20 protein-coding genes and 1 riboswitch are annotated in these 22,202 nt (G+C 41.2%); of the genes, 12 read left to right on the top strand and 8 right to left on the bottom strand.

The features are described 5' to 3' along the window. Positions 1–9: 9 nt before the first annotated feature. From BM398_RS07870 to hisA, 4 genes are all read left to right on the top strand, one after another. A complete protein-coding gene (locus BM398_RS07870; RefSeq protein ID WP_092337326.1) occupies positions 10–1,281 on the top strand; it encodes a metallopeptidase TldD-related protein in 1,272 nt (423 codons plus the stop codon). Between the two features lie 97 nt (positions 1,282–1,378). Continuing rightward, a riboswitch (Lysine riboswitch) is annotated at positions 1,379–1,551 on the top strand. A gap of 127 nt (positions 1,552–1,678) precedes the next feature. Then, the gene (gene dapA / locus BM398_RS07865) at positions 1,679–2,563 is read left to right on the top strand and encodes a 4-hydroxy-tetrahydrodipicolinate synthase (protein WP_092337188.1); all 885 of its coding nucleotides are present in this window, start codon (positions 1,679–1,681) and stop codon (positions 2,561–2,563) included. Positions 2,564–2,636: 73 nt separating this feature from the next. Continuing rightward, positions 2,637–3,392: a 4-hydroxy-tetrahydrodipicolinate reductase gene (gene dapB, locus BM398_RS07860; RefSeq protein WP_092337187.1), complete on the top strand. Its 756-nt coding sequence runs from the start codon at positions 2,637–2,639 to the stop codon at positions 3,390–3,392. A 31-nt stretch (positions 3,393–3,423) separates the two neighbouring features. Continuing rightward, positions 3,424–4,197 carry a phosphoribosylformimino-5-aminoimidazole carboxamide ribotide isomerase gene (hisA, locus tag BM398_RS07855; RefSeq protein ID WP_092337186.1) on the top strand — a complete coding sequence of 258 codons (774 nt, stop codon included), beginning with the start codon at positions 3,424–3,426 and terminating at the stop codon, positions 4,195–4,197. 141 nt (positions 4,198–4,338) lie between these two features. Here the strand turns inward: hisA and BM398_RS07850 are convergent, their stop codons facing one another. Then, positions 4,339–4,539, bottom strand: coding sequence for a cold-shock protein (locus BM398_RS07850; protein ID WP_022755461.1), 201 nt, complete (start codon positions 4,537–4,539; stop codon positions 4,339–4,341). A 206-nt stretch (positions 4,540–4,745) separates the two neighbouring features. Here BM398_RS07850 and BM398_RS07845 point away from each other — a divergent pair, with 206 nt between their 5' ends. Then, a complete protein-coding gene (locus tag BM398_RS07845; RefSeq protein ID WP_026514625.1) occupies positions 4,746–5,033 on the top strand; it encodes a YerC/YecD family TrpR-related protein in 288 nt (95 codons plus the stop codon). A 77-nt stretch (positions 5,034–5,110) separates the two neighbouring features. On the opposite strand, the gene BM398_RS07840 is transcribed toward BM398_RS07845, so the two are convergent. The 3 genes from BM398_RS07840 to BM398_RS07830 all read right to left on the bottom strand — a co-directional run bounded on the left by BM398_RS07840 (position 5,111) and on the right by BM398_RS07830 (position 9,000). Next, the gene (locus BM398_RS07840; protein ID WP_092337185.1) at positions 5,111–5,596 is read right to left on the bottom strand and encodes a bactofilin family protein; all 486 of its coding nucleotides are present in this window, start codon (positions 5,594–5,596) and stop codon (positions 5,111–5,113) included. Positions 5,597–5,610: 14 nt separating this feature from the next. Then, positions 5,611–6,414, bottom strand: a complete 804-nt coding sequence (locus BM398_RS07835; RefSeq protein WP_092337184.1) for a murein hydrolase activator EnvC family protein — start codon at positions 6,412–6,414, stop codon at positions 5,611–5,613. Between the two features lie 132 nt (positions 6,415–6,546). Next, complete coding sequence (locus tag BM398_RS07830) at positions 6,547–9,000, bottom strand: glycoside hydrolase family 94 protein (RefSeq protein WP_092337183.1); 2,454 nt, start codon at positions 8,998–9,000, stop codon at positions 6,547–6,549. A gap of 375 nt (positions 9,001–9,375) precedes the next feature. Here BM398_RS07830 and BM398_RS07825 point away from each other — a divergent pair, with 375 nt between their 5' ends. The 4 genes from BM398_RS07825 (at position 9,376) to BM398_RS07810 (ending at position 13,768) form a co-directional block, all read left to right on the top strand. Continuing rightward, positions 9,376–10,401, top strand: a complete 1,026-nt coding sequence (locus BM398_RS07825; protein WP_092337182.1) for a LacI family DNA-binding transcriptional regulator — start codon at positions 9,376–9,378, stop codon at positions 10,399–10,401. A 71-nt stretch (positions 10,402–10,472) separates the two neighbouring features. Continuing rightward, positions 10,473–11,876: a type 2 periplasmic-binding domain-containing protein gene (locus BM398_RS07820; RefSeq protein WP_092337181.1), complete on the top strand. Its 1,404-nt coding sequence runs from the start codon at positions 10,473–10,475 to the stop codon at positions 11,874–11,876. A 91-nt stretch (positions 11,877–11,967) separates the two neighbouring features. Then, positions 11,968–12,876: a carbohydrate ABC transporter permease gene (locus tag BM398_RS07815; protein WP_026667192.1), complete on the top strand. Its 909-nt coding sequence runs from the start codon at positions 11,968–11,970 to the stop codon at positions 12,874–12,876. Between the two features lie 37 nt (positions 12,877–12,913). After that, complete coding sequence (locus tag BM398_RS07810) at positions 12,914–13,768, top strand: carbohydrate ABC transporter permease (protein ID WP_092337325.1); 855 nt, start codon at positions 12,914–12,916, stop codon at positions 13,766–13,768. A 183-nt stretch (positions 13,769–13,951) separates the two neighbouring features. Here BM398_RS07810 and BM398_RS07805 read toward each other — a convergent pair whose 3' ends face one another. From BM398_RS07805 to BM398_RS07795, 3 genes are all read right to left on the bottom strand, one after another. Next, positions 13,952–14,965 carry a helix-turn-helix domain-containing protein gene (locus tag BM398_RS07805; RefSeq protein ID WP_092337180.1) on the bottom strand — a complete coding sequence of 338 codons (1,014 nt, stop codon included), beginning with the start codon at positions 14,963–14,965 and terminating at the stop codon, positions 13,952–13,954. Positions 14,966–15,101: 136 nt separating this feature from the next. After that, positions 15,102–16,037, bottom strand: coding sequence for a UbiA prenyltransferase family protein (locus BM398_RS07800; RefSeq protein WP_092337179.1), 936 nt, complete (start codon positions 16,035–16,037; stop codon positions 15,102–15,104). An 18-nt stretch (positions 16,038–16,055) separates the two neighbouring features. Continuing rightward, positions 16,056–17,819, bottom strand: a complete 1,764-nt coding sequence (locus tag BM398_RS07795) for a DUF6044 family protein (RefSeq protein ID WP_092337178.1) — start codon at positions 17,817–17,819, stop codon at positions 16,056–16,058. A 341-nt stretch (positions 17,820–18,160) separates the two neighbouring features. Between BM398_RS07795 and BM398_RS07790 the strand changes: the two genes are divergently transcribed. The 3 genes from BM398_RS07790 to BM398_RS07780 are packed head-to-tail and all read left to right on the top strand — an operon-like array spanning position 18,161 to position 21,205. Continuing rightward, a complete protein-coding gene (locus BM398_RS07790; protein WP_026656799.1) occupies positions 18,161–18,613 on the top strand; it encodes an ACT domain-containing protein in 453 nt (150 codons plus the stop codon). A gap of 21 nt (positions 18,614–18,634) precedes the next feature. Continuing rightward, positions 18,635–19,843, top strand: a complete 1,209-nt coding sequence (locus tag BM398_RS07785; protein ID WP_092337177.1) for a homoserine dehydrogenase — start codon at positions 18,635–18,637, stop codon at positions 19,841–19,843. Positions 19,844–19,885: 42 nt separating this feature from the next. Beyond that, positions 19,886–21,205, top strand: coding sequence for an aspartate kinase (locus tag BM398_RS07780; protein WP_092337176.1), 1,320 nt, complete (start codon positions 19,886–19,888; stop codon positions 21,203–21,205). Here BM398_RS07780 and BM398_RS07775 read toward each other — a convergent pair. Next, on the bottom strand, positions 21,196–21,996 hold the full coding sequence (locus tag BM398_RS07775; protein WP_092337175.1) for a hypothetical protein: 801 nt from the start codon (positions 21,994–21,996) through the stop codon (positions 21,196–21,198). The two genes, BM398_RS07780 and BM398_RS07775, sit on opposite strands and share 10 nt — an antisense overlap. Between the last annotated feature and the right edge of the window lie 206 nt (positions 21,997–22,202).

The following is a 22,202-nucleotide window of genomic DNA, read 5'->3' as shown; positions in this document are numbered from 1 at the left end:
GATGAGAAGATGACAGATAAGATAATTGAACTTTTGAAAAACTCAGGCGCAGATGCCTGGGAAGTTACAGATACATGTACAGAGGGCTGGGAGTTCTATTTCATCGGACACAGGCTTGATCAGAACAGAGTTCGCGACGTTGAACACATAGAGGTAATTGTTCATAGAAAGCTGGATGACGGCAAGTATCTTGGAAGCGCATCACAGGAGATAGCACCGACAGCAACGGAAGCCGAGGCTAAAAAGATAATTGACGATCTTTATGAGAGAGCTTCCTATGTTAAGAATCCATACTACGAGCTCAACAAGAAGCCTGTTAAGGGTGTGGATGAGAACTTTGATCCACAACAGATGGCAAAGGATTACATCGAAGCTATGCAGCAGATTCCCGAGACTTCAGGCGAGGACATCAATTCCTATGAGATCTTTGCTGAGAACTGCAAGAGAAGATACGTCAACTCTGAGGGCATCGATGTTACGATTTCTTACCCGAGTTCAACCGTAGAAGTTGTTGTCAATGCAAGAAACGAAGAGCATGAGATCGAGCTTTACCGCATGTATACAGCAGGAACATGTGACAGAGAGAATCTGGTAAAAGAAATCTCGGATACTCTTAAGTATGGTAAGGACAGACTTGTGGCAAAACCGACACCATCTGTTGGAAAAGCAGCAGTTCTTTTTCCTACACAGGACAGTGTTCAGATCTACGAGTGGATCGTTGATAAGATGATGGCATCCGTGAAGTACCGTGAAATGTCTGATTGGGAGATCGGCAAGGCAATCTGTAATGATGTTAAGGGCGACACCTTTACAATCAGTGCGGTAAAAGAGCTTGCCAATTCCTCCAAGAACTTCCCTGTTGATGCTGAAGGTGCAGAGGTCAGGGATATGGATATTATTAAGAACAACGTTCCCGTAAGCTATTGGGGCGGTGTTCAGTTCCGTAATTATCTCGGAGTTGAAGATTCCTTCATTGCAACAAACTTTAAAGCTGAGGGTGGTAAGCTTTCGGAGAGTGAGATAAGAACAGGCACATACCTTGAGCCTGTTGAGTTTTCGGACTTCAGTGTAGATATTTTCACCGGAGAGATTGCAGGAGAGATAAGACTTGCTTACTGGCATGAGGGAGATAAGGTTACTCCTGTTTGTGGAGGATCCGTAACGGGAACTCTTACAGAGCTCATCAGTGATGTTAAACTCTCAAAGGAACTTCGTCAGTATGACAATTATCTCGTACCCAGCGTCATAAAGATTGAAAACGTCACAATTGCAGGGGCTTAAGGCTTTTTTAGATAATGCTTAGTTTATGGTAAAAAGTGCTTGCGTATTGACAGCCACTTGACGATAGTTGTACTATTTAAAAAACAAAACACAAAAACAGTTGGATAGAGGTTGCGTATTTAATAAGTAATACCGCAGATGTGTCAGGCACAGATGAAGCGGTATGAAAGGGAAATACGCCGAAAGGGTTGACTCCCTGAAGGTCAATTGCTTGGGCATACGGTTAAGAACCGCATGACTGTCATCTAAGGATGGGGCGCTATCAACATTATTCTTTTTATAGTGAAAAGATTATGTTACCGGCTCCCTTTATGGAGTCGGTTTTTTGTTTGTGCAGAGCACAAATTCCATTCGATGAAAGAGGCTTCGACCGGCGCGATTTATTAAGGAGGAAAAAATGGCAATTTTTAAAGGAGCGGGAGTTGCAATCGCAACACCATTTAAGGAAAACGGAGAGGTTAATTACGAGGAGTTCGAACGTCTTATTGAGTTCCAGATCGAGAACGGAACAGACGCGATCATCGTTTGCGGAACAACAGGTGAAGCAGCAACCATGACAGAAGAAGAGCACATGGATGTTGTTAAGTTCTGTATAGATAAAGTTGCAAAAAGAGTTCCCGTTATCGCAGGAACAGGTTCCAATTGCACAGAGACAGCAATTAAGCTCTCTAAGCTTGCTGAAAGCTACGGCGCGGATGCACTTTTGTGCGTAACTCCATATTACAATAAGGCAACACAGGGTGGTCTTGTTGCACACTTTTCTGCAATTGCTGACGCAGTAAATATTCCGATCATTCTTTACAATGTACCGAGCAGAACAGGATGTAACATTCTTCCTGAGACAGCTGTTAAGCTCTGCAAGGAGAAAAAGAATATTGTTGCCATCAAGGATGCTACAGGAAACATGTCACAGACTATCAAGATGATGCAGCTTGCAGACGGATGTATCGATCTTTATTCGGGAGATGACGATCAGATCGTACCTCTTATGTCAGTCGGCGGCCTCGGAGTAATTTCGGTTCTTGCAAACGTTGCTCCTGCTCAGACACATGAGATCTGCCAGAAGTGTCTTGAGGGAGATTATGAGACTGCAAGAAAGCTTCAGTTCAAGGCATATCCTCTTGTAAAAGCTCTTTTCTCAGAGGTTAATCCTATTCCCGTTAAGAGCGCGCTTAAGATGATCGGCTTTGCAGCAGGTCCGCTTCGCCTTCCTCTTACAGAGATGGAGGCCGAGAATTGCGCTAAGCTTAAGGAAGAGATGAAGAAGTTTGGTCTTATCTGACGGGATACTTGGCAAAAACGATGTTTCTTAGAGTAAATAGCTAGAATTACACAGATTTGGAAAGGAAACACAGATGACAAAAATGATCATGCACGGCTGCAACGGCCGTATGGGCAAGGTTATCATCGACCTTGTAAAGGAAGATAATGATATAGAAGTAGTAGCGGGCGTAGACGCTTTTGGCGATAACAACTACGATTTTCCCGTGTACAGAAGTCTTGATGAATGTACTACGGAAGCCGATGTTATCGTTGATTTCTCGAATGCATCAGCAGTAGAGGGACTTCTTAATTACTGCACGGCTAAGAATGTTCCGGTTGTTCTTTGCTCAACAGGACTTTCTGAGGATCAGCTTAAGATGGTAAAAGAAGCTTCTTCAAAGGTGGCGGTTCTTAAGTCAGCAAATATGTCGGTTGGCGTAAATGCACTTATAAAGGTGCTCAAGGAAGTTTCTCCCATGTTTGCGGCTGCGGGATTTGATATCGAGATAGTAGAAAAGCATCATAATCAGAAGCTTGATTCACCAAGTGGAACAGCAATCGCACTTGCAGACAGCATTAACGAATCTCTTAATAATGAGATGGATTATGTATACGACAGAAGCACAAGAAGAGAAAAGAGACCTCAGAAGGAAATCGGAATCTCTGCTGTACGTGGAGGAACAATCGTAGGTGACCATGATGTTATCTTTGCAGGTCACGACGAGGTTGTAACTCTTTCTCACAGAGCTTATTCAAGAGCAATCTTTGGAAAGGGCGCCATTGAGGCAGCTAAATTCCTTGCCGGTAAGTCTGCGGGATTGTATGACATGTCGGATGTCCTTGCCTGACTGTTAGGAAGCAGCACCTGAGGAGAAGTGTATGAGATTCAGACCTTGTATTGATATTCATAACGGCAAAGTGAAGCAGATAGTGGGGAGCAGCCTTCGTGATAAGAACGATGAGGCAAAAGAAAACTATGTTGCTTCACAGGATGCTGTATTCTACGCCAGAATGTACAGAGAGATGGGGCTCTCGGGCGGACATATAATATTGCTTAATCCTGTAACAAGCCCCTTGTATGAGAAGACGAAAAAACAGGCTATAGAGGCTCTTTTGGCTTGTCCCGGACTCATGCAGGTCGGCGGCGGAATAACGGCTGAAAACGCCTCAGAATTTATAAATGCGGGTGCTTCTCACGTTATTGTTACTTCTTATGTATTTAAAGACGGAGAAATCAATTACGCCAATCTGCAGAAGCTTAAAGAGGCAGTTGGAAAAGAGAAGGTTATTCTTGATCTTTCGTGCAAAAATGTAGACGGAAAGTATTACATAGTAACAGACAGGTGGCAGAAGCTTACAGATGTTGAGCTTAATGAGGAGACGCTTGATCAGCTTTCCGGATATTGCGATGAATTTCTTGTTCATGCTGCCGATGTAGAAGGCAAGCAAAAAGGTATAGAGAAGAATGTGGCGAAGATCCTCGGAGACTGGGGAAAGATACCCGTTACCTATGCCGGAGGAGCAGGAAGTCTTGACGATGTAAAAGAGCTTAAGGAAATCGGAAAGGGAAGAGTGGACGTTACGATAGGAAGTGCCCTTGAGATTTTCGGCGGTAATCTTAAGATAAAAGATATAGTTGATATATGTGAATGATAAACAAAAAAGCCATCCAACAAATGTTGGATGGCTCTGTTGATTAATCATCTATACAATTGCAAATTCTAAATATTTATTTTTATATTTAAGAATAAGTCGACATGTAGTCTGATTAATTAGCTTCAACTTTTTGATTAATTAAAGCTTGTTTACGTTTACGGCCTGAGGTCCTTTTTCGCCCTGGATTACATCGTACTCAACTGAAGCGCCTTCGTCGAGAGACTTGAAGCCCTCCATGTTAAGTCCTGAATAATGTACGAATACATCGTTTCCAGCCTCATCAGAGATAAAGCCATAACCTTTCTGGTTGTTGAACCACTTAACAGTACCTTTGTTCATTGTAATACCTCCACTAAAAAATAAAAAAATAATCGTTCTGTTGTCCATGACAACAAACTAACAATAGCATAAATAGCTAAAAAAGTAAAGTAGATCTTCCTATTTACTTTAAGATTTTAAAGTGATAAAATATATAAGCACAGAGGTTTTTTATTAACGAAATATAGTTTACCTTTTTGTGTTAGAAAAATCGGAGGGATGGCGAAATGAACAAAAAGATTAGAACAGATGCTGTAGATCATCTGTTTGACGCAATTCTATGCCTTCAGAATAAAGATGAATGTTATAGTTTTTTCGATGATCTTTGTACCGTGAACGAACTTTTATCTCTTTCTCAGAGATTTGAGGTGGCTTCAATGCTTAAAGAGCATAAGACATACCTTGAGATTGCAGAGAAGACGGGAGCATCAACAGCGACCATCAGCAGAGTAAACCGCTCACTGAATTATGGCGATGATGGATATGAGCTCGTATTCGATAGATTGCAAGAGTAATTTCGAAATTAAAATTGAGTCAAAAAATATAAGCGCTTCGGTTTGAACCGAAGCGCTTATTTAATCTAAATATTTACTTAAATTACTTTCTTCTCATCGGATTCGTTAGTTTCTGATTCCGAATCGCTTTCTGTTTCACTTGTTACGGCAGCAGCTCGTTCTTTTGCAATATCGGCTGAATTTCTTTCAAGACCGGTCATTTCGCATCTGCCCTGGAAAATAGCATTCTCATCGATGATGATTCCTTTACAGATAACGTCGCCGACAACTTTTCCGGTATCACTGATCTCAACTTTTCCTTGAGGAGCTGAGAGATTTCCGTTTACTTCGCCGGCTACATAAATATTTACGCCGGAAGCAGTTCCAAAAATTTTACCTTCCTGACCTACAATGAGAGCACCGCTTATATTAACGTTGCCTTTGATAGTGCCATCGATCCTTGTTGAATCCTTTGTGGTAAGCGGACCGTCAATTACGGCGCCGGGACCGATAATAGTTCCTACCTGTTCAAGTATCTCATTTTCAGTTGCGTTGGTAGAATCTTTTTTAGTGTTTCCAAACATAATGAATCCTCCATTTAACCCTTGATATCCATTACATCTTCAGGATTTACGTATTTCTCATCCTTCTGTATCTGATATCCTAAAGTTTTGTTTTGGCTGCCTACAACGTATAACAGGTCACCCCTGTCAACAGTATCGCCTTCCGAAACTACAGGTGAACCTTCGTTTCGATAAATTGAAATATATCCGTTTCCATGATCGATGGAAACAATGTGTCCAAACTTCGCGTCTGAAGTTACGGTCATAACTTTTCCGCTTCCGGTAGCTATAATATTACTTCCGGGAGCTGCTGTAAATAGAACCAGAGGATTTCCTGTTGCGGTATCCTTGTTCTTGTCGGTGAGCTTGGTTATATTGGTGGCATTCGGATCATCCACAGCCTGAGTGGGAAGCGGAGTGGTTCCTGTCAAAGGAAATCCTGAAGGAACTGCCAACTTTTCAGCCTCTTCACTAGCCTGACGCTCGTTCTTAAGTCTTTCACTGAGGGCAGCCTGAATATGTTCTGAATTGGAACTTGCGCTCTCGTATGAAGCTGCGAGACTACTGTTTTCTTCTTGAAGATCTGAGATTTCTTGCTTCTGTTCGGCTTGTATAGCCTTCAAATTAGAAATGGTCATAATACTATAGATAATGTAGCATCCTAAAAATAATGCAAAAGCAAAAATTGAGTATGCCAACCATTGTGTTTGAGAATGATTCAGATGGAGACGCTTTGTTACACCGTCAGAGTCTCCGGAAATAACCATAAACGTATAACTTCGCTTGTGTCTGTGTTTTCTGTGGTACCTTTGCTGTCTGGGCTTACTAATAGTACTCATATTCACCTCCGACTTAGACACTGTATTTTAACATATAATCGGTCAATCGTGCAACTTTACATGAATAGGGCCCGCGAAAACGCAGATAAATAGCGCTTTCGCGGGCCTTGAAGAATAGGAGTATAGTTATGATCAACCCATAACAGCTTCTACTGTGTATTCTTTTACGCCTTCTTCGTATGGGATGATATTTCCGCTTATTTCTTTTCCGTTTACGGTAAGCTTCTTGATACCCTTCTGAGCACCGTTCTGCTTAACGCTGATGTTGTAAGTAGCACCGCGGTATTTTCTGGTGAGAGTGAAGTCACCGAAATCTGCGGGTACACAAGGATCGATTGAAAGACCGTTGTGTGTAGGATATACACCCAGGATGTACTGGGAGATATTTACAAATGTCCATGCAGCAGTTCCTGTAAGCCAGCTGTTCTTGCCCTGACCAAAGAACTTAGCGTCTCTTCCTGCAACCATCTGAGAGTATACATAAGGCTCAGTGCAGTGAACTTCGCTGATATCCTCAATATAAGCAGGACATGTCTTTTTGTAGATCTCGAAAGCTCTGTCGCCGTGTCCGAGAACAGTCTCAGCGATAGATACCCAAGGATTGTTGTGGCAGAAAATACCTCCGTTCTCCTTGTATCCCGGTGGATATGAACTAACTTCACCAAGTTCGAGATGATATTTTGTGTAAGCAGGCTGTAAGATCATTACGCCGTACTTTGTATCAAGTCTTTCTTCAACGCTCTTAAGAGCCTTCTCTGCAAGACCTTCTTTTACACCGATTCCTGCAAGAACGCAGAAGCCCTGAGGCTCGATGAAGATCTGTCCTTCTTCACATTCTTTTGAACCAACCTTGTTGGAGTTAGCATCGTAAGCTCTTACGAACCATTCGCCGTCCCAACCTGCTGTGCAAGCTGCATCGTAAACTTTCTTGATTTCTTCTCTTGCTCTCTTTGCTTCAGCATCATCGCCGAGGAGCTCAGCAAGCTGTGCATATTCTTCGCCGTATTTTACGAACATACCTGCGATGAATACAGACTCGGCAACAGGGCCTTCTGAAGGACCGAATGTCTGGAATGACTCACCCGGATGCTCTGAGAAGCAGTTAAGGTTGAGGCAGTCGTTCCAGTCCGCACGTCCGATAAGAGGAAGACCGTGAGGACCCTTATGAGTAGCAGTGAAGTTGAATGAGCACTTAAGGTGATCCATAAGTGTCTTTGCAACGCTCATATCATTATCGAAAGGAACCATTTCTTTCAAGATAGAAAGGTCGCCTGTTTCTCTTACATATGCGCTTGTACCTGCGATGAGCCAGAGCGGATCGTCGTTGAATCCTGATCCGATGTCTGAGTTACCCTTCTTTGTAAGGGGCTGGTACTGATGGTAAGCGCTTCCGTCCTGGAACTGAGTAGAAGCGATATCGATGATACGCTGTCTTGCTCTGTCGGGAATAAGGTGAACGAATCCGAGAAGATCCTGACAAGAATCTCTGAATCCCATTCCACGGCCGATACCTGACTCATAATAAGAAGCGGATCTTGACATGTTGAATGTAACCATGCACTGATACTGGTTCCAGATATTTACCATGCGGTCAACCTTCTCGTTTGAAGAAGATACATGATAGATTCCGAGAAGATTCTTCCAGTAGTCGTTAAGCTCTGCGAGAGCCTTGTCGAAAGCTTCCTCAGTCTTGTATGCATCAAGCATTGCGTATGCAGGCTTCTTATTGATAACGCCGTATGATTCCCACTTGTCATCTTCAGGATTTTCGATGTATCCGAGTGTGAAGATGAATGTCTTGGATTCGCCGGGCTTAAGGTTGATGTTGATCTGGTGAGCAGCGATGGGTGACCATCCGCTTGCAACAGAATTTGTGCACTTTCCTGCAGCAACTGCATCAGGGCTGTCAGGTCCGTTGTATGCGCCAAGGAATGCGTCTCTGCTTGTGTCATATCCGTCAACTTTAGTATTTACGCCGTATACTGCGTAGTGATTTCTACGCTCTCTGTACTCTGTCTTGTGGAAAAGAGTTGCTCCGTCGTTTGTAACTTCAACTTCACCTGTACTGAGGTTACGCTGGAAGTTCTTCATATCGTCATCTGCATTCCACAGACACCATTCTACATATGAAAAGAGAACGAGCTTAGCATCTTCTTTCTTATTATTTGTGATAGTGATCTTGGAAACTTCACAATTATCATTCATAGGAACGAAAGTTAACACATCGGCTTTAATATCTGATTTTGATGATGAGAACTTGCTATAACCTAATCCATGGCGACACTCGTAGCTGTCAAGGGCTGTCTTTACAGGCTGCCATCCGGGATTCCAGATAACTTCATTTCCTTTATTTGTTTCATCTTTAATATAGAAGTATTTACCGTTATTATCATAAGGAACATTGTTATAACGGTATCTTGTAAGCCTTAAAAGCTTGGCATCCTTATAAAATGTGTATCCGCCGCAAGTATTTGATATTAATGAGAAAAATTCCTTATTTCCAAGGTAGTTGATCCAAGGAAGAGGAGTCTTTGGTGTAGTGATGACGTATTCACATGCATTGTCATCAAAGTAGCCGAATTTCATAAATATAACCTCCGTTCACTTAAACGTTTAAGATAATTACTAGAGACATTATATATGGGAAGTCCCTATATTGCAACACAAAATATCACAAATATTATTGCCCTTAAACCGTTGTCCTGTGCGCGTTTCAGAGACAACACGCATAAAACCGCAGGTGGACACTGGGGATAAATGATATTTCGAAAACGTTTTACTAAATCATTAACCAATTGTAACCAAAATCAGAATTATATATGAAAAAAGAGAGTAGATTTTGTAAAAAACAAACAAAGATATATAATGTGCACAAAAAATACGATTTTTTTATTGCTTCTGGAGTCATTATGATGTATATTTATCGTGCGAAAACGATTAAGTTCAAGGGTATTTATTGATATGGCTAAGCGTAATGTTTCATTAAAGGATATTGCCGTTGCTTGTGGAGTGTCCATAGCTACAGTGTCTAAGGCACTTAACGATCATAGCGACATAGGGCAGGAAACTAAGGAACATATACGGGCAGTTGCTGATAAGCTCGGGTATCACCCGAATGCGGCTGCGCAGGCTTTGAAGACAAACAGAACCAACAACATCGGAGTCTTGTTTGTTGATGAAGCTAACAGCGGTCTTACGCATGACTACTTCAATCATGTATTGAACAGTTTCAAGAAGACTGCGGAGGAGAATGGTTTTGATATAACCTTCATTAATGGAGGCAAGGCGAAGATCAACAATATGTCCTATCTGTCACATGCGATATACAGAGGCTTTGATGGAGTGGTTATAGCATGTGTTGATTTCTCCGATCCGGAAGTTGAGGAACTTATTAAGAGCAATATACCGGTCGTCACGATCGACCATATCTTTTTTAACAGGACTTCAATCGTGTCTGATAATGTAAAAGGGATGAGAGAGCTTGTAAATTATGTTTACGGGCAGGGGCACAGGAAAGTGGCATATGTTCACGGTGCGGGTTCATCCGTTACACAGAACAGACTTACAAGTTTTTATAAGACACTTCAGGAATTGGGAGTAGAGATTCCGGATGAATATGTGGTTGTATCTCCTTATAGAGATACTGATGCCGCATATGAGGCAACTAACAAGCTTTTGGATCTTCCGGAACCGCCGACATGCATTCTTTATCCCGATGATTTTGCGGCACTTGGCGGAATAAATGCTATAAGACAGAGAAATCTCAGAATACCGGAAGATATTTCAATTGCAGGATATGATGGACTTGAACTTGCAAAGCGTCTTTCTCCGAGACTTACCACAGTGGTGCAGAATTCTGAGAAAATCGGTGGAATAGCGGCAACCAAATTGATCGACCTTATAAACAATCCTAAGGGGACACTGGTTGAGCAGATTGTAGTTGAAGGTACATTGGAAAAAGGGGAATCCGTTAAAAAGATTCAGTAAGATTTGAGATGGCAGAGCCATTTTAAATACACACAACAATTATTTAACGCAAAAGAATGGGAGGTACGGTTATGAAGAAAAGAGTACTTGGGTTACTTCTTTCTATGACTATGGTAGCAGGAATGCTTACTGCTTGTGGCGGAAATGCAAACACTGCTGCTTCAACCGGAGCATCAGCTGATGGAAACGCAGCAGATGCAACTGCAGCAGATGCACCTGCAGCTGCTGGAGATGAGGGTAAAGTCCTCAATATTTACTGCTGGAACGAAGAGTTCAAGAGCAGAGTTGCAGATCACTATCCTGGATATACAGAGACAGATGCAACTTCAGGAAAAATCGGTGATGTAACTGTAAAGTGGAATATCACACCCAGCCAGGACAATGCTTATCAGAACAACCTCGACGAGGCTCTTCTTAAGCAGGCTGACGCAGCTGCTGATGACAAGATTGATATTTTCCTTGTAGAGGCTGACTACGCACTTAAATATGTAGATGCCGATGTTTCAATGCCTGTTGCAGATCTTGGTATCGCAGACGCTGACATCGCTAACCAGTACAAATATACACAGGATGTTATGACAGATTCTAACGGAAAGCTTAAGGGTCTTTCATGGCAGGGCTGTCCCGGTGTTCTTATTTACAACCGTGCAGCTGCTAAAGATGTTCTTGGTTCTGACGAACCCGCTGAAGTTCAGAAGGCTGTAGCTGATTGGGATACATTCCTTAAGACAGCTGAGCAGATGAAGGCTAAGGGCTACAGCATGACATCAACAACTAACGATGCTTATCGTGTATTCTCTAACAATGTATCAGGTAAGTGGGTACAGGATGGAGTAGTTAAGGTTGATCCCAGCATCATGAAATGGGTTGAGATGACAAAGAAGATGGTTGACGCTAAAGAGGTTGGTTCTACATCAGATCTTTGGAGCGATGACTGGAGCAAGGGATTCTATCCTGACGGAAAGACATTCTGCTACTTTGGACCCGCTTGGATGATCAACTTCTCAATGGCTGCTGATAAAGAAGGCTCAATCGCTCACGACGGTGGTTGGGGTGCAACAGAAGGACCTCAGGGATTCTTCTGGGGCGGAACATGGATCTGCGCAGCTCAGGGAACAGACAATGTATCTCTTGTTGCAGATATCATGAAGCAGCTTACAACAAATAAGGATATCATGCTTGATATCGTTGCTAAGGACAGTGATTTCGTAAACAACAAGCCTGCTATGGAAGAAGCAGCAACTAAGGACGAGTATGCATTTGCTCCTCTTGGTGGACAGAACCCTCTTGCAATGTTCTGCAACGGTGCTGAGAAGTGCGATCTTTCTAACCAGTGCGAATACGATCAGGGTTGTAACGAAGAGTTCCAGAAAGCTATGAAGAACTACTTCGACGGCAACGCTACTCTCGACCAGGCTCTTGACATGTTCAATTCAGCTATCGTTGAGAAGTATCCTGAATTAAAGACTGAGTAATCAGTAAGTAATTTGTAGTTTTAGATTTATCATTGTGGAACGTATTGTTCGCAATGCGTTCCACAAATATTTATTCAGAAGGGTAACGGGTATGAAAAAGAAGAGCAAAGTAGTCAGTTATAATAAATGGGGCTACATTTTCCTTATTCCGTTCGTGGTAATTTATCTGGTATTTCAGATGATACCGCTTTTTTCAACAATTTATAATTCATTCTTTGAGAATTATCGCTCGGGATTAAAACAGATCGGTCCGAATTTTGTCGGATTACAGAATTTTGCAACAATAATTACAAACGGAGATCTTCCTACATATTTAAAGAACACTTTGATAATGTGGATTTTGGGATTTATTCCGCAGATCCTTCTTTCACTTTTGTTGGGAGCATGGTTTACAGATCCGTCACTTAGATTGAAGGCACAAGGCTTTTTTAAGACAGTTATTTACCTTCCAAATCTGATAATGGCCTCAGCATTTGCAATGTTGTTTTTCACATTGTTCTCAAATTCAGGCCCTATCAATTCGATTTTGGTACAGATTGGATTTTTAAAAGAACCTTATCAGTTCATGGCCCATGTTTGGTCAGTTCGTGGCTTGGTTGCTTTTATGAACTGCCTTATGTGGTTTGGAAATACGACAATTCTTTTGATGGCAGGAATGATGGGTATTGACCCTTCGCTTTTCGAAGCGGCACAGGTTGATGGTGCTACAGCCACTCAAATTTTCTATAAAATTACATTGCCTTTGTTAAAACCGATTCTTATTTATGTTATGATTACATCATTGATCGGTGGACTCCAGATGTTTGATGTACCTCAGATTTTGACAAACGGTACAGGCGATCCTATGAGATCTTCAATGACCTTGATTATGTATCTTAACAAGCATCTTTTCAGTAAGAACTTTGGTCTTGGTGGTGCTCTTTCGGTATTTATGTTTATTATTACCGGTATACTCAGCTTGATCGTATTTAAGTTCACGACAGGCGAGGATAAGGATTGATTTTGGAGGCTTAACAATGGAAGAAAAAAGAATTGCGATGGCCGGACAGAGTGATACCGGAGCATCGGTTCACGCTAGACGCGTGATAGCGTATATAATATTAGTATTGATAACATTTATCTGCCTTTTCTGGTTCTATGTTTTGTTTATAAATTCAACCAGATCAAACGCAGATCTTACAAGAGGATTCAGTCCCGCTCCGGGAAATTTCCTTGGAACAAACTGGGATAATCTTGTACATGGAACTTTGCCTATATTTAATGGCTTGATTAATTCGCTTATTGTTGCTACACTAACAGCGGTATTTGCTACATATTTTTCTACGATGACAGCGTATGCAATACACGCTTATGACTTTAAGCTTAAGAAGTTCATTTTTACATTTATTTTGATGGTTATGATGATCCCTACTCAGGTAACTGCACTTGGTTTTTTGCAGCTTATCGGAAAGATGGGATTGGATGATAAGTTTACACCACTTATTGTTCCGGCTATTGCTTCACCTGCAGTATTTTTCTTTATGAAGCAGTACATGGATTCTACACTTCCTCTTTCTCTTGTGGAAGCTGCCAGAATCGACGGATCTACAGAGTGGGGCACATTCAACAAGATTGTAGTACCGCTTATGAAACCTGCTGTTGCTGTTCAGGCAATCTTCAGTTTCGTAACAAGCTGGAATAACTACTTTACTCCTGCACTTGTGCTTCACACAGACACAAAGAAGACACTTCCTATACTTATAGCTCAGCTCAGAAGTGCAGACTGGCTTAAGTTTGACATGGGACAGGTATATGTAATGATTTCATTCTCTATCTTCCCTGTTATAGTTGTTTATCTTTTATTATCCAGACACATTGTCGGCGGTGTTACGCTCGGTGGTGTAAAGGGATAATCTGACTTAGTTATTTACTACTCTTCATCTTGCTTGTCCGCGAGGTGAAGATACTCTTTCCTTTTATAAGCGTTATGGAAGGCCATGGTATTCCCCATACCATGGCCTTTCGCATGCCAAAAAAAGCCATATCAATCTCATTAGAAAAGGATTGATATGGCTTTTTATAAATCATCGTTATATTTATGCTTCACTTGCTTGGGGGAGCTTGCTTGATTCTGCATCATGTGTGGCTTTTATTTTCTTTATCCATAGCGCTACAGCTTGGAAAAGCAGAAATACATATATTGCACCACAGTATGTGTATTTTTCTGAATTTGCGCCTTCAAGCCAGGCAAATATCCCAAAGAAATCTCGCTGTGAAAGAGACGGTAGATATGAGTTTAATTTATTTTGCCAAGAAATAGCAAATTTATAAGTGATTATAATTTCCGATGTTGTCATTATGATAAATAAAACTTTCCACACTATCTTATTGTTTCCACGAATAAAATAGAATAATGTAGCCACAGCTCCGATTACAGCCGGAATAAGTATAAGAATTACATACAATAAATTTGGCTTTATTACAGAAGTTAAAGTATCAATAGAGAAGTTATATTTAAGAGGCTCTGCGAAGATTAAAGGCATTATCTTAAAGGTGATTATCTGTGTGACATGAATCAAACTGCTTGTGGCAAAAGTCACTATTCCAATAATGCCAGTTATCTTAGGGGAAAGAGTCCCTTTTGCTACGTGAATGAATCCATAAATTAAGACTAATGTCAGAGCGCAGAATATAATCTTAGGAATCATTATCCATGCGGCGTTCTCATTGAAAAAAGAATCAGCGTGAAAATATTCATAAGTTGTAGTTTCTTTTATAAAGCTGCATGTAAAAAGATCCGTGGAAATCATACTCAAACAACGAAATAAAAAAACAGCATAGACAGTAAAAATCACTTTTTCTGCAAGGTTATTATCTACTATAGAGTTTCTTTCTATGACTTTATTCATATCTTTTCCGGATAATAGGTCATCGAGGCTGACATCCAGTGCTTCTGATATTTTCTTTGTAGTAGGAAGATCGGGATACCTTTCACCGCATTCCCATTTTGAAACGGCTTGTCTTGTAACAAATAACTGTTCCGCGAGTGTTTGTTGTGTTAATCCTTTTGCTTCACGTGCTTTTCTGAGCTGCTCGCCAAACTCGACCATATTATCTTGCTCCTTTCGAATTATCACCTGCAAGTGTAATTCCAGTATCCGTTACAATCATAAAAATAACAAGCAACAGGTCCAAAATGCTTGTAGCCAGTCTGTCGCTATCCCTATTTTATGCGCTTTTCAAAGGTTAGCGTGAGCGAACCCATATTAGTTCGTTTGATGTAAGACTGTGAAGAAAATCTACATTTACAAATGTCAGGGCGGTAAATGCGATAATAATTATGAAGACCATAAACATAAGAGTTTTTTCTTTGAAGAGTTTTTCGGGTCTTTGTACCGCTGAATCGGGATCAAACGCCATTGCAACATAGTAAGAGAAGAGCAGGAATACAAGAGGCATGCACAATAAATATTCGATGCGGTACTTTATGAGAAATACCCCGAGGCAAAATGTTGATACGAGTGAATAGAAGAGTGCAGATGCCAGAAGAGTTTTCTCAGAATAGTAATTGAATGAACGCCTGTATAAGCCTGCTGTTTCAGGATTTCCGATCATTCTGTACTCTGCAAAGCGTTTTGTTGCCATGAGGAATGCTCCGCTCATCCAGTAACCGATCAGGATGCTTGAAGGGGGAAGTGATGAATCTGTTACGACGAACCATCCCATCATGAGACGAAGCATATTGTTTATTGATTCGGAGAGAACATCGAAATATGCGATGTCTTTTGTTCTGAAAGGTTTTACGTTGTACAAAAAGCCCATAAACAGAAGAATAAGTGATGTTATAAGGAAAGGCTTATTAACAAGTAATGAAAGTATTACACCGACAATAATAAGAGCAATGTATTCGGCTATAACAATCGAGAACTTCATGTTTTCCGCTACGACCGGTCTGTTTTTCTTGGTCGGATGGAACTTGTCAAAAGGTGCATCCAGCCATTCGTTTATTACATAGTTTGCGCTTGCAATCATGCAGGTTGCAAAGAATGCGCATATAAGTTTGAGAATATTTATATCTCGTATCGAATGCTCGGTCAGTAGAAATGCAATTGCAACTCCGGGCATGATAAAGAAGTTTTTTATCCAGTGGTCGGGACGGGCGATTTTAACGTAATTTTTCATTGTACATCTCCAAGCTTTTTATAATGAGTAAACCCATATGGTGTATGGTGAGTTTGCATCCGAGTATTTGCCGATGAGCTTAAATCCGGCCTCATCGCCGTTTGAAATCTCTATTCGTGAGAATACATACTTTCCGTTTAATTGCTCAAATGCAGATCTATCGATAAGAAGACGCTTGTCTTCAACATCAACTGTTCTTACAGGATTCCAGATGCCGTAGTCGCTACCTGAAAAGATATAGGCACGTGCGCCCCAATCGTCGTAGTAGTTGCGGGCTTCCTCAGATTCGGACAGCGAAGGCGCGATCACATTTCTGAAGGAATCCTTATATGACTGATAGTAGTAGCTGAGGCATCCGTCCAAAGTCGCAATCTCGTTGTAAGATAGGACAGCGGGATGAAAACCGTAAGCTACGCTGTATTCGCCGTTATAATCAATGTCTTTCTTGATCTTTTCGAATAGTTCTGTGGAAAAGAAATCTCCGTAGGACAGGGTCTCTGATTTCTGTCCTTTAAGTGCTTCCCAGGTGTTTACATAGCATGTGTTGAAAAAGTCGTTATATAAAGACTGCGTGCCCATTACCGAGAGAAGGACCAGTAAAGTGACTGCCTTTGGAATAAACGGTAAAATCGCGTTTAAACGGCTTTTTTCACCCACATTGAATGCAATGTAGTCAGAAAGGCGTACCATTGCGATAAGGGCTTCTGCGTACCACAGAAGAGGGTTAAAAAATATAGTTCTGTTAAACTGCCATCCCTTTAAAGGCGGAACGAGCGTTTCAAATAAAGTTCTTACGGCATGATTGTTGTAAAGGCCGTAAATAATGCAGTTTGCGACTATAAAAAGAAATACAAGGTTAAAAGGATCTGTAAGAGCACGCTTTAGCTCTTTTCTCCTGATATATCCCAAATTTATAGCTATAAATGAAATGACAAACAAAGGAAGAACCACAACTCTGTGCAAGTCTTCGCAGTGGAAAATGTTATTTACAAAAACATTAAAGATGCTGAATATGATCTCAGATGCAGAGAGGTCGTCAATCACCATCGTGTCTCTGATCGTTGCCTGTCCGGAGCCGAATATCAGGGCAAAAAGCCGGTATTCAATAAGAATGTAGCTTACGGACATAAGGATCATAGCAGTAAAGATTCTGAAGTTTATCTTTTTTTCTTTTACCCAAAGATAAATGAAGTAGATAAAGATATAACCCAGGATAAAAGGGCCGAAGAATGTAAAATACGACAGCGTCGGGTACAGAAAAGCGAGCAGGTAATAGATTTTTTTGCCGCTGTTTTTAAGCCTTCTGATTATGAATACAAGTAGCGGGAGCGAAGCAAAAGAAAACGAGAATGCCGGATAGAGCGGCAAAAGTCCGTAGATGAAACTAAAGAGCACAACAGCCCATTCGTATCTTTTGTACTTATCTCCAAAAATGTCTTTTCCCAAGAGAATTCCCGAAAAGAGTGCGATGAATATCTTGAGAAAATATCCCGTAATATACGCCGCGAAATTCGGAAGAATCATATAAAGCCAGGAATAAGCGTAAAACTCTGACAGCAGGAAATTTCTGTCAATCCCGCCGAGAAGCGGAATAGTCTTTCCCTGTGAAAAGAACGCATTATTATCCTTTAGCAATTTGTAATCGGTTATGTGAATGTCCAGATTATCATGAACGCCAATGAACGTATGAGATTTGCCTGCAATAAGAAAAACGGCGAGCTGAAGGACCACTATACCTAAAACAACAAGAAAATACCAATTCTTAAAAACTTTTTGTTTCATTTAAAACCTACAACCTAAAACCCAAAAAAACGATGTCAACCAATGAAAAAGTATAGCATAACTAATCACCCTTTAGCCAATTATTCCATGCGTTCACAGTTTTTTCGTTTTTTATAATCCTGTGCCCAAAGGGGGCTCTTATGGTAAAATGTTTCTATTGTGCTATGGGAACCCATGTAATTAGCGGTAGTTTGGCATGATTACCAAAGAGAATGGGGGAGGGAAATGTTTTTTTGGCAAAAATAAGCCTTGCCTTCAGAACTTTAGCATGCTAAACTCTTTACGTCGCACACAAATGTCCGTAGCAGAAAAACAAGGTGTTATAAATGCGGAGGTTAGGGATGCAGCAGGACACAGGGTATTATGTTATTAGAAGACAGGCGGTTCCGGAAGTGCTGCTTAAGGTTGTAGAGGCCAAGAAACTCTTGGAGTCAGGCAAGGTTAAGACAGTAAATGAAGCGTCTGCGATGCTCGGTATCAGTCGCAGTTCTTTCTATAAATATAAAGAAGATATATATGAGTTTCATGATTCATTGCAGGGAACAACGTTTACCCTGACATTCCAGATGAATGATGAAGTAGGGCTTTTATCATATGTTTTGAATCTGATTGCGGATTTCGGAGCAAATATCCTGACAATCCACCAGTCAATCCCGCTTAACGGAGTGGCATCTATATCAATCACGATTCAGGTGCTTGAAGCGACTAAGGATATAATGGAGATGATCTCCATTATGGAAGGTAAAGAAGGAATTCATAAGGTGCACATAACAGGTAGAAGTGCAACCTATTAAAAATATTCAGTGGAGGATGAAATGGCAAAAGTAGCGGTTTTAGGTTACGGAACAGTAGGAAGCGGAGTTGTTGAAGTTCTTGACACAAATGCAGCAGAGGTTGCAAACAGCGCAGGAGAAGCCGTAGAAGTTAAGTATATACTTGACCTTAGAGATTTCCCCGGCGATAAGCATGAGAATCAGGTCGTACACGACTTTGATATTATACTTAACGATCCCGAAGTTGACGTTATCTGCGAAACAATGGGAGGTCTTGAGCCTGCTTTTACATTTGAAAAGAAGGCACTTGAAAAGGGAAAGAGCGTATGCACATCAAATAAAGAGCTCGTTGCTGCGCACGGTCCCGAACTTGTTGAGATTGCAAAGAAGAACGGCGTAAGCTACCTCTTTGAAGCAAGCGTAGGCGGCGGTATTCCGGTTCTTCGCAGTATCAACGATTCACTTAAGCATGAGAAGATCGATTCAATAACAGGTATTCTCAACGGAACAACCAATTACATCCTCACTAAGATGGATAAAGAGGGCATCGGATTTGCCACAGTTCTTAAACAGGCACAGGATAAGGGCTATGCAGAGAGAAATCCCGAAGCCGATATTGAAGGATATGATGCATGCCGTAAGATCGCTATTCTTTCAAGCCTTATGAGCGGCGAGCACGTAAACTACGAGGATATTTACACAGAGGGAATCACCAAGATCAGCATTGAGGATTTTGCTTACGCAAAGAGCCTTAACATGGCTATCAAGCTCCTTGGAATGTGCAAGAAGAACGAGAGCGGATTCTTTACTATAGTAGCTCCTTTCCTTATCCCTATGGAGAATCCTCTTGCAAACGTAAACGGTGTATTCAACGCAATCGACGTTCACGGAAACATGCTCGGCGATGTAATGTTCTACGGTAAGGGCGCAGGTAAGAGCGCTACAGCAAGTGCGGTTGTTGCAGACGTTGTAGATATCCTTAAGCACAAGGACAAGCATATCGAAGTAAACATGAATTCCAAGAAGGCAGTTCTTACTTCAAAAGATAACGCTGTTCGTAAGTTCTTTGTAAGAGTTACCGAGGATCTCGAAGATCATGCAAAAGAGCTGTTCGGAAACAAGATAGAGATTATTAAGAGCGAAGAAGTAAAAGGCGAGTTCGCATTCGTCACAGATCTTATTTCAGAAAAAGATTTTGAAGAAAAGCTTTGGAAGTTTGACAGCGTTAAGGGATATATCAGACTTTATTGATAAGTTTTCCCTATAAAAATACAAAAAAGAGGTTTGTTCATTATGAAGAAGGTAGTTAAATTTGGTGGAAGTTCACTCGCAAGTGCAGAGCAGTTCAAGAAGGTAGGCGAGATCATCAAGGCAGATCCCGACCGTGTGTATGTTGTTCCTTCTGCTCCGGGAAAAAGAAATTCCAAGGACACAAAGGTTACAGACATGCTTTACAAGACATATGCTCTTGCTGAAGCAGAGAAGGACTTTTCAAAACAGCTTGCCGATATTAAGGCAAGATACGACGAGATCATCAAGGGACTTAACCTTAAGCTTGATCTTACTGATGAGTTCAAGACAATCGAGAAGAACTTCAAGGCTCTTGCAGGTAATGATTATGCTGCAAGCCGTGGAGAATACTTAAACGGAATAATCATGGCAAATTACCTTGGCTATGAGTTCATTGATTCCGCAACAGTAGTAGTATTTGACAAGAACGGTGAGTTTGACGGAGAGAAGACAAACAAGCTTATGGCAAAAAAGCTTGAGAAAACTCCCAAGGCAGTTATTCCCGGTTTCTACGGTGCATATCCTGACGGAAGCATTAAGACATTTTCAAGAGGTGGTTCAGATATAACAGGTTCCATCGTTTCAAGAGCTATCAAGGCCGATGTTTACGAGAACTGGACAGATGTTTCCGGATTCCTTGTTGCAGATCCCAGAATCATCGACAAGCCGCCGCACATTGAGACTATCACATATACAGAGCTTAGAGAGCTTGCATACATGGGAGCTTCCGTTCTTCACGAAGACGCTATCTTCCCTGTAAGAAAAGAGGGTATTCCGATCAATATCAGAAATACCAATAAACCCGAGGATCCGGGAACATGGATCGTTGAGTCAACAGCTAAGAAATCTAAGTATGTTATTACCGGTATTGCCGGAAAGAAGGGATTCTGCTGTGTAAACATTCTGAAGGATCAGATGAATTCAGAGATTGGATTTGTAAGAAAGGTACTTCAGGCTTTCGAAGATCAGCAGATCTCTATCGAGCACGTACCTTCAGGAATTGATACCATGACGGTATTTGTTCAGGAAGATGAGTTTATCGAGAAGGAACAGTCGGTTGTTTCAGAGATTCACAGACTTGCTCATCCCGATATGCTTGAGATTGAATCAGATCTTGCCCTCATCGCAGTCGTTGGACGCGGAATGAAGTCTACAAGAGGAACAGCCGGAAGAATATTCTCAGCACTTGCTCATGCAAGCGTTAACGTAAGAATGATCGACCAGGGTTCTTCAGAGCTTAACATCATCATCGGTGTTGATGCGCGTGACTTTGAGAAGGCAATCCGTTCAATATATGATATATTCGTAACTACTCAGTTCTGATATATATAATCTAAGAATTTTACGGCAGCTTCGGTTCGTGTGGAATTTGCAATGATTCCGACAACCGATGTCTTGCCTGAATACATTCCGGTCTTTTCGTAGGCTTTAGAATTATTGATGATAATTCCTACGGGGACCGGATTTTTCATTTCTTCTTTCGGGAGATTGGTATAATTTCCGGTCTTTGCAGCGTCGTCACAAAGAACAGCGTATTTGTTGTTTTCGTCAAATGTTCCGTTTGTCAGATAATCCTGATATTCATCGGATGCAATGTACTCGATGTAACCTGCATCCATGTAGAGAACGTTGTCACCCATCGTATTAAGTTCTTCTTGGGAATAATAAGCTGAAAGGTCTGCGAATACATCCTGTCCGGCATACTGGAAAAAAGTGTTGTAGTCCGCGCCGAGAACATCAAGTTCCTTTGCAGCTATGTTTGCTGTTATCTTCTGGGTTGTAGCGACAGCAACCTGATCGATGTTGTCCGGGTTAAGAACTGCTGTGGTGTCTACAAAACAGACATTTTCTGCGGGATCGACACCTATGGTTTCCATAAAGTCCTCAGCCATCGTGTTTTCAAGTGAAGCAGGTGTGGAATTGACAAGAATTACACTGAGAAAAGTGGGCTTTTCGTTGACCATGTTCTTTATGCCTGAGATGATGAAGATCAGGGCAACGACGACCGTCATTACGTGGAACTTGTAGTAGTCCCAGAAATAATCCCATTTTGCCTTAAAATCTTTATCCTTCATCTTGTCTTGCTGCTGCTTGACTTCTTCACGAATTGACATATACATACCTCTCTATTTTTAATAAAACAATGTCATTTTGTTTCTAAAACATATATAATGTAATAAAGCTTGTACATTTATAATGATATAAACGTTATTTAACTATAAGTCAACTGATTGGTCAAAAAAAACTTGAAAGAGTAACGGAAATAATATAAGATAGTCGATAAAATGGCAGGCAGTCAAGTATGTAGGAGGTTGGATTT

Origin of the sequence: Butyrivibrio sp. M55 (genome assembly GCF_900116865.1) — a bacterium.
In the GTDB taxonomy this organism is placed as follows: domain Bacteria; phylum Bacillota; class Clostridia; order Lachnospirales; family Lachnospiraceae; genus Butyrivibrio.
The sequence above is the reverse complement of the archived record's forward strand: the minus strand, read 5'-3'. Positions and strand labels throughout refer to the sequence as shown.

Bases quoted from the DNA above. Each gene is read 5' to 3' on its own strand.
- BM398_RS07870 (WP_092337326.1), top strand. From the start codon at position 10: ATGACAGATAAGATAATTGAACTTTTGAAAAACTCAGGCGCAGATGCC.
- dapA (WP_092337188.1), top strand. From the start codon at position 1,679: ATGGCAATTTTTAAAGGAGCGGGAGTTGCAATCGCAACACCATTTAAG.
- dapB (WP_092337187.1), top strand. From the start codon at position 2,637: ATGACAAAAATGATCATGCACGGCTGCAACGGCCGTATGGGCAAGGTT.
- hisA (WP_092337186.1), top strand. From the start codon at position 3,424: ATGAGATTCAGACCTTGTATTGATATTCATAACGGCAAAGTGAAGCAG.
- BM398_RS07850 (WP_022755461.1), bottom strand. From the start codon at position 4,539: ATGAACAAAGGTACTGTTAAGTGGTTCAACAACCAGAAAGGTTATGGC.
- BM398_RS07845 (WP_026514625.1), top strand. From the start codon at position 4,746: ATGAACAAAAAGATTAGAACAGATGCTGTAGATCATCTGTTTGACGCA.
- BM398_RS07840 (WP_092337185.1), bottom strand. From the start codon at position 5,596: ATGTTTGGAAACACTAAAAAAGATTCTACCAACGCAACTGAAAATGAG.
- BM398_RS07835 (WP_092337184.1), bottom strand. From the start codon at position 6,414: ATGAGTACTATTAGTAAGCCCAGACAGCAAAGGTACCACAGAAAACAC.
- BM398_RS07830 (WP_092337183.1), bottom strand. From the start codon at position 9,000: ATGAAATTCGGCTACTTTGATGACAATGCATGTGAATACGTCATCACT.
- BM398_RS07825 (WP_092337182.1), top strand. From the start codon at position 9,376: ATGGCTAAGCGTAATGTTTCATTAAAGGATATTGCCGTTGCTTGTGGA.
- BM398_RS07820 (WP_092337181.1), top strand. From the start codon at position 10,473: ATGAAGAAAAGAGTACTTGGGTTACTTCTTTCTATGACTATGGTAGCA.
- BM398_RS07815 (WP_026667192.1), top strand. From the start codon at position 11,968: ATGAAAAAGAAGAGCAAAGTAGTCAGTTATAATAAATGGGGCTACATT.
- BM398_RS07810 (WP_092337325.1), top strand. From the start codon at position 12,914: ATGGCCGGACAGAGTGATACCGGAGCATCGGTTCACGCTAGACGCGTG.
- BM398_RS07805 (WP_092337180.1), bottom strand. From the start codon at position 14,965: ATGGTCGAGTTTGGCGAGCAGCTCAGAAAAGCACGTGAAGCAAAAGGA.
- BM398_RS07800 (WP_092337179.1), bottom strand. From the start codon at position 16,037: ATGAAAAATTACGTTAAAATCGCCCGTCCCGACCACTGGATAAAAAAC.
- BM398_RS07795 (WP_092337178.1), bottom strand. From the start codon at position 17,819: ATGAAACAAAAAGTTTTTAAGAATTGGTATTTTCTTGTTGTTTTAGGT.
- BM398_RS07790 (WP_026656799.1), top strand. From the start codon at position 18,161: ATGCAGCAGGACACAGGGTATTATGTTATTAGAAGACAGGCGGTTCCG.
- BM398_RS07785 (WP_092337177.1), top strand. From the start codon at position 18,635: ATGGCAAAAGTAGCGGTTTTAGGTTACGGAACAGTAGGAAGCGGAGTT.
- BM398_RS07780 (WP_092337176.1), top strand. From the start codon at position 19,886: ATGAAGAAGGTAGTTAAATTTGGTGGAAGTTCACTCGCAAGTGCAGAG.
- BM398_RS07775 (WP_092337175.1), bottom strand. From the start codon at position 21,996: ATGTCAATTCGTGAAGAAGTCAAGCAGCAGCAAGACAAGATGAAGGAT.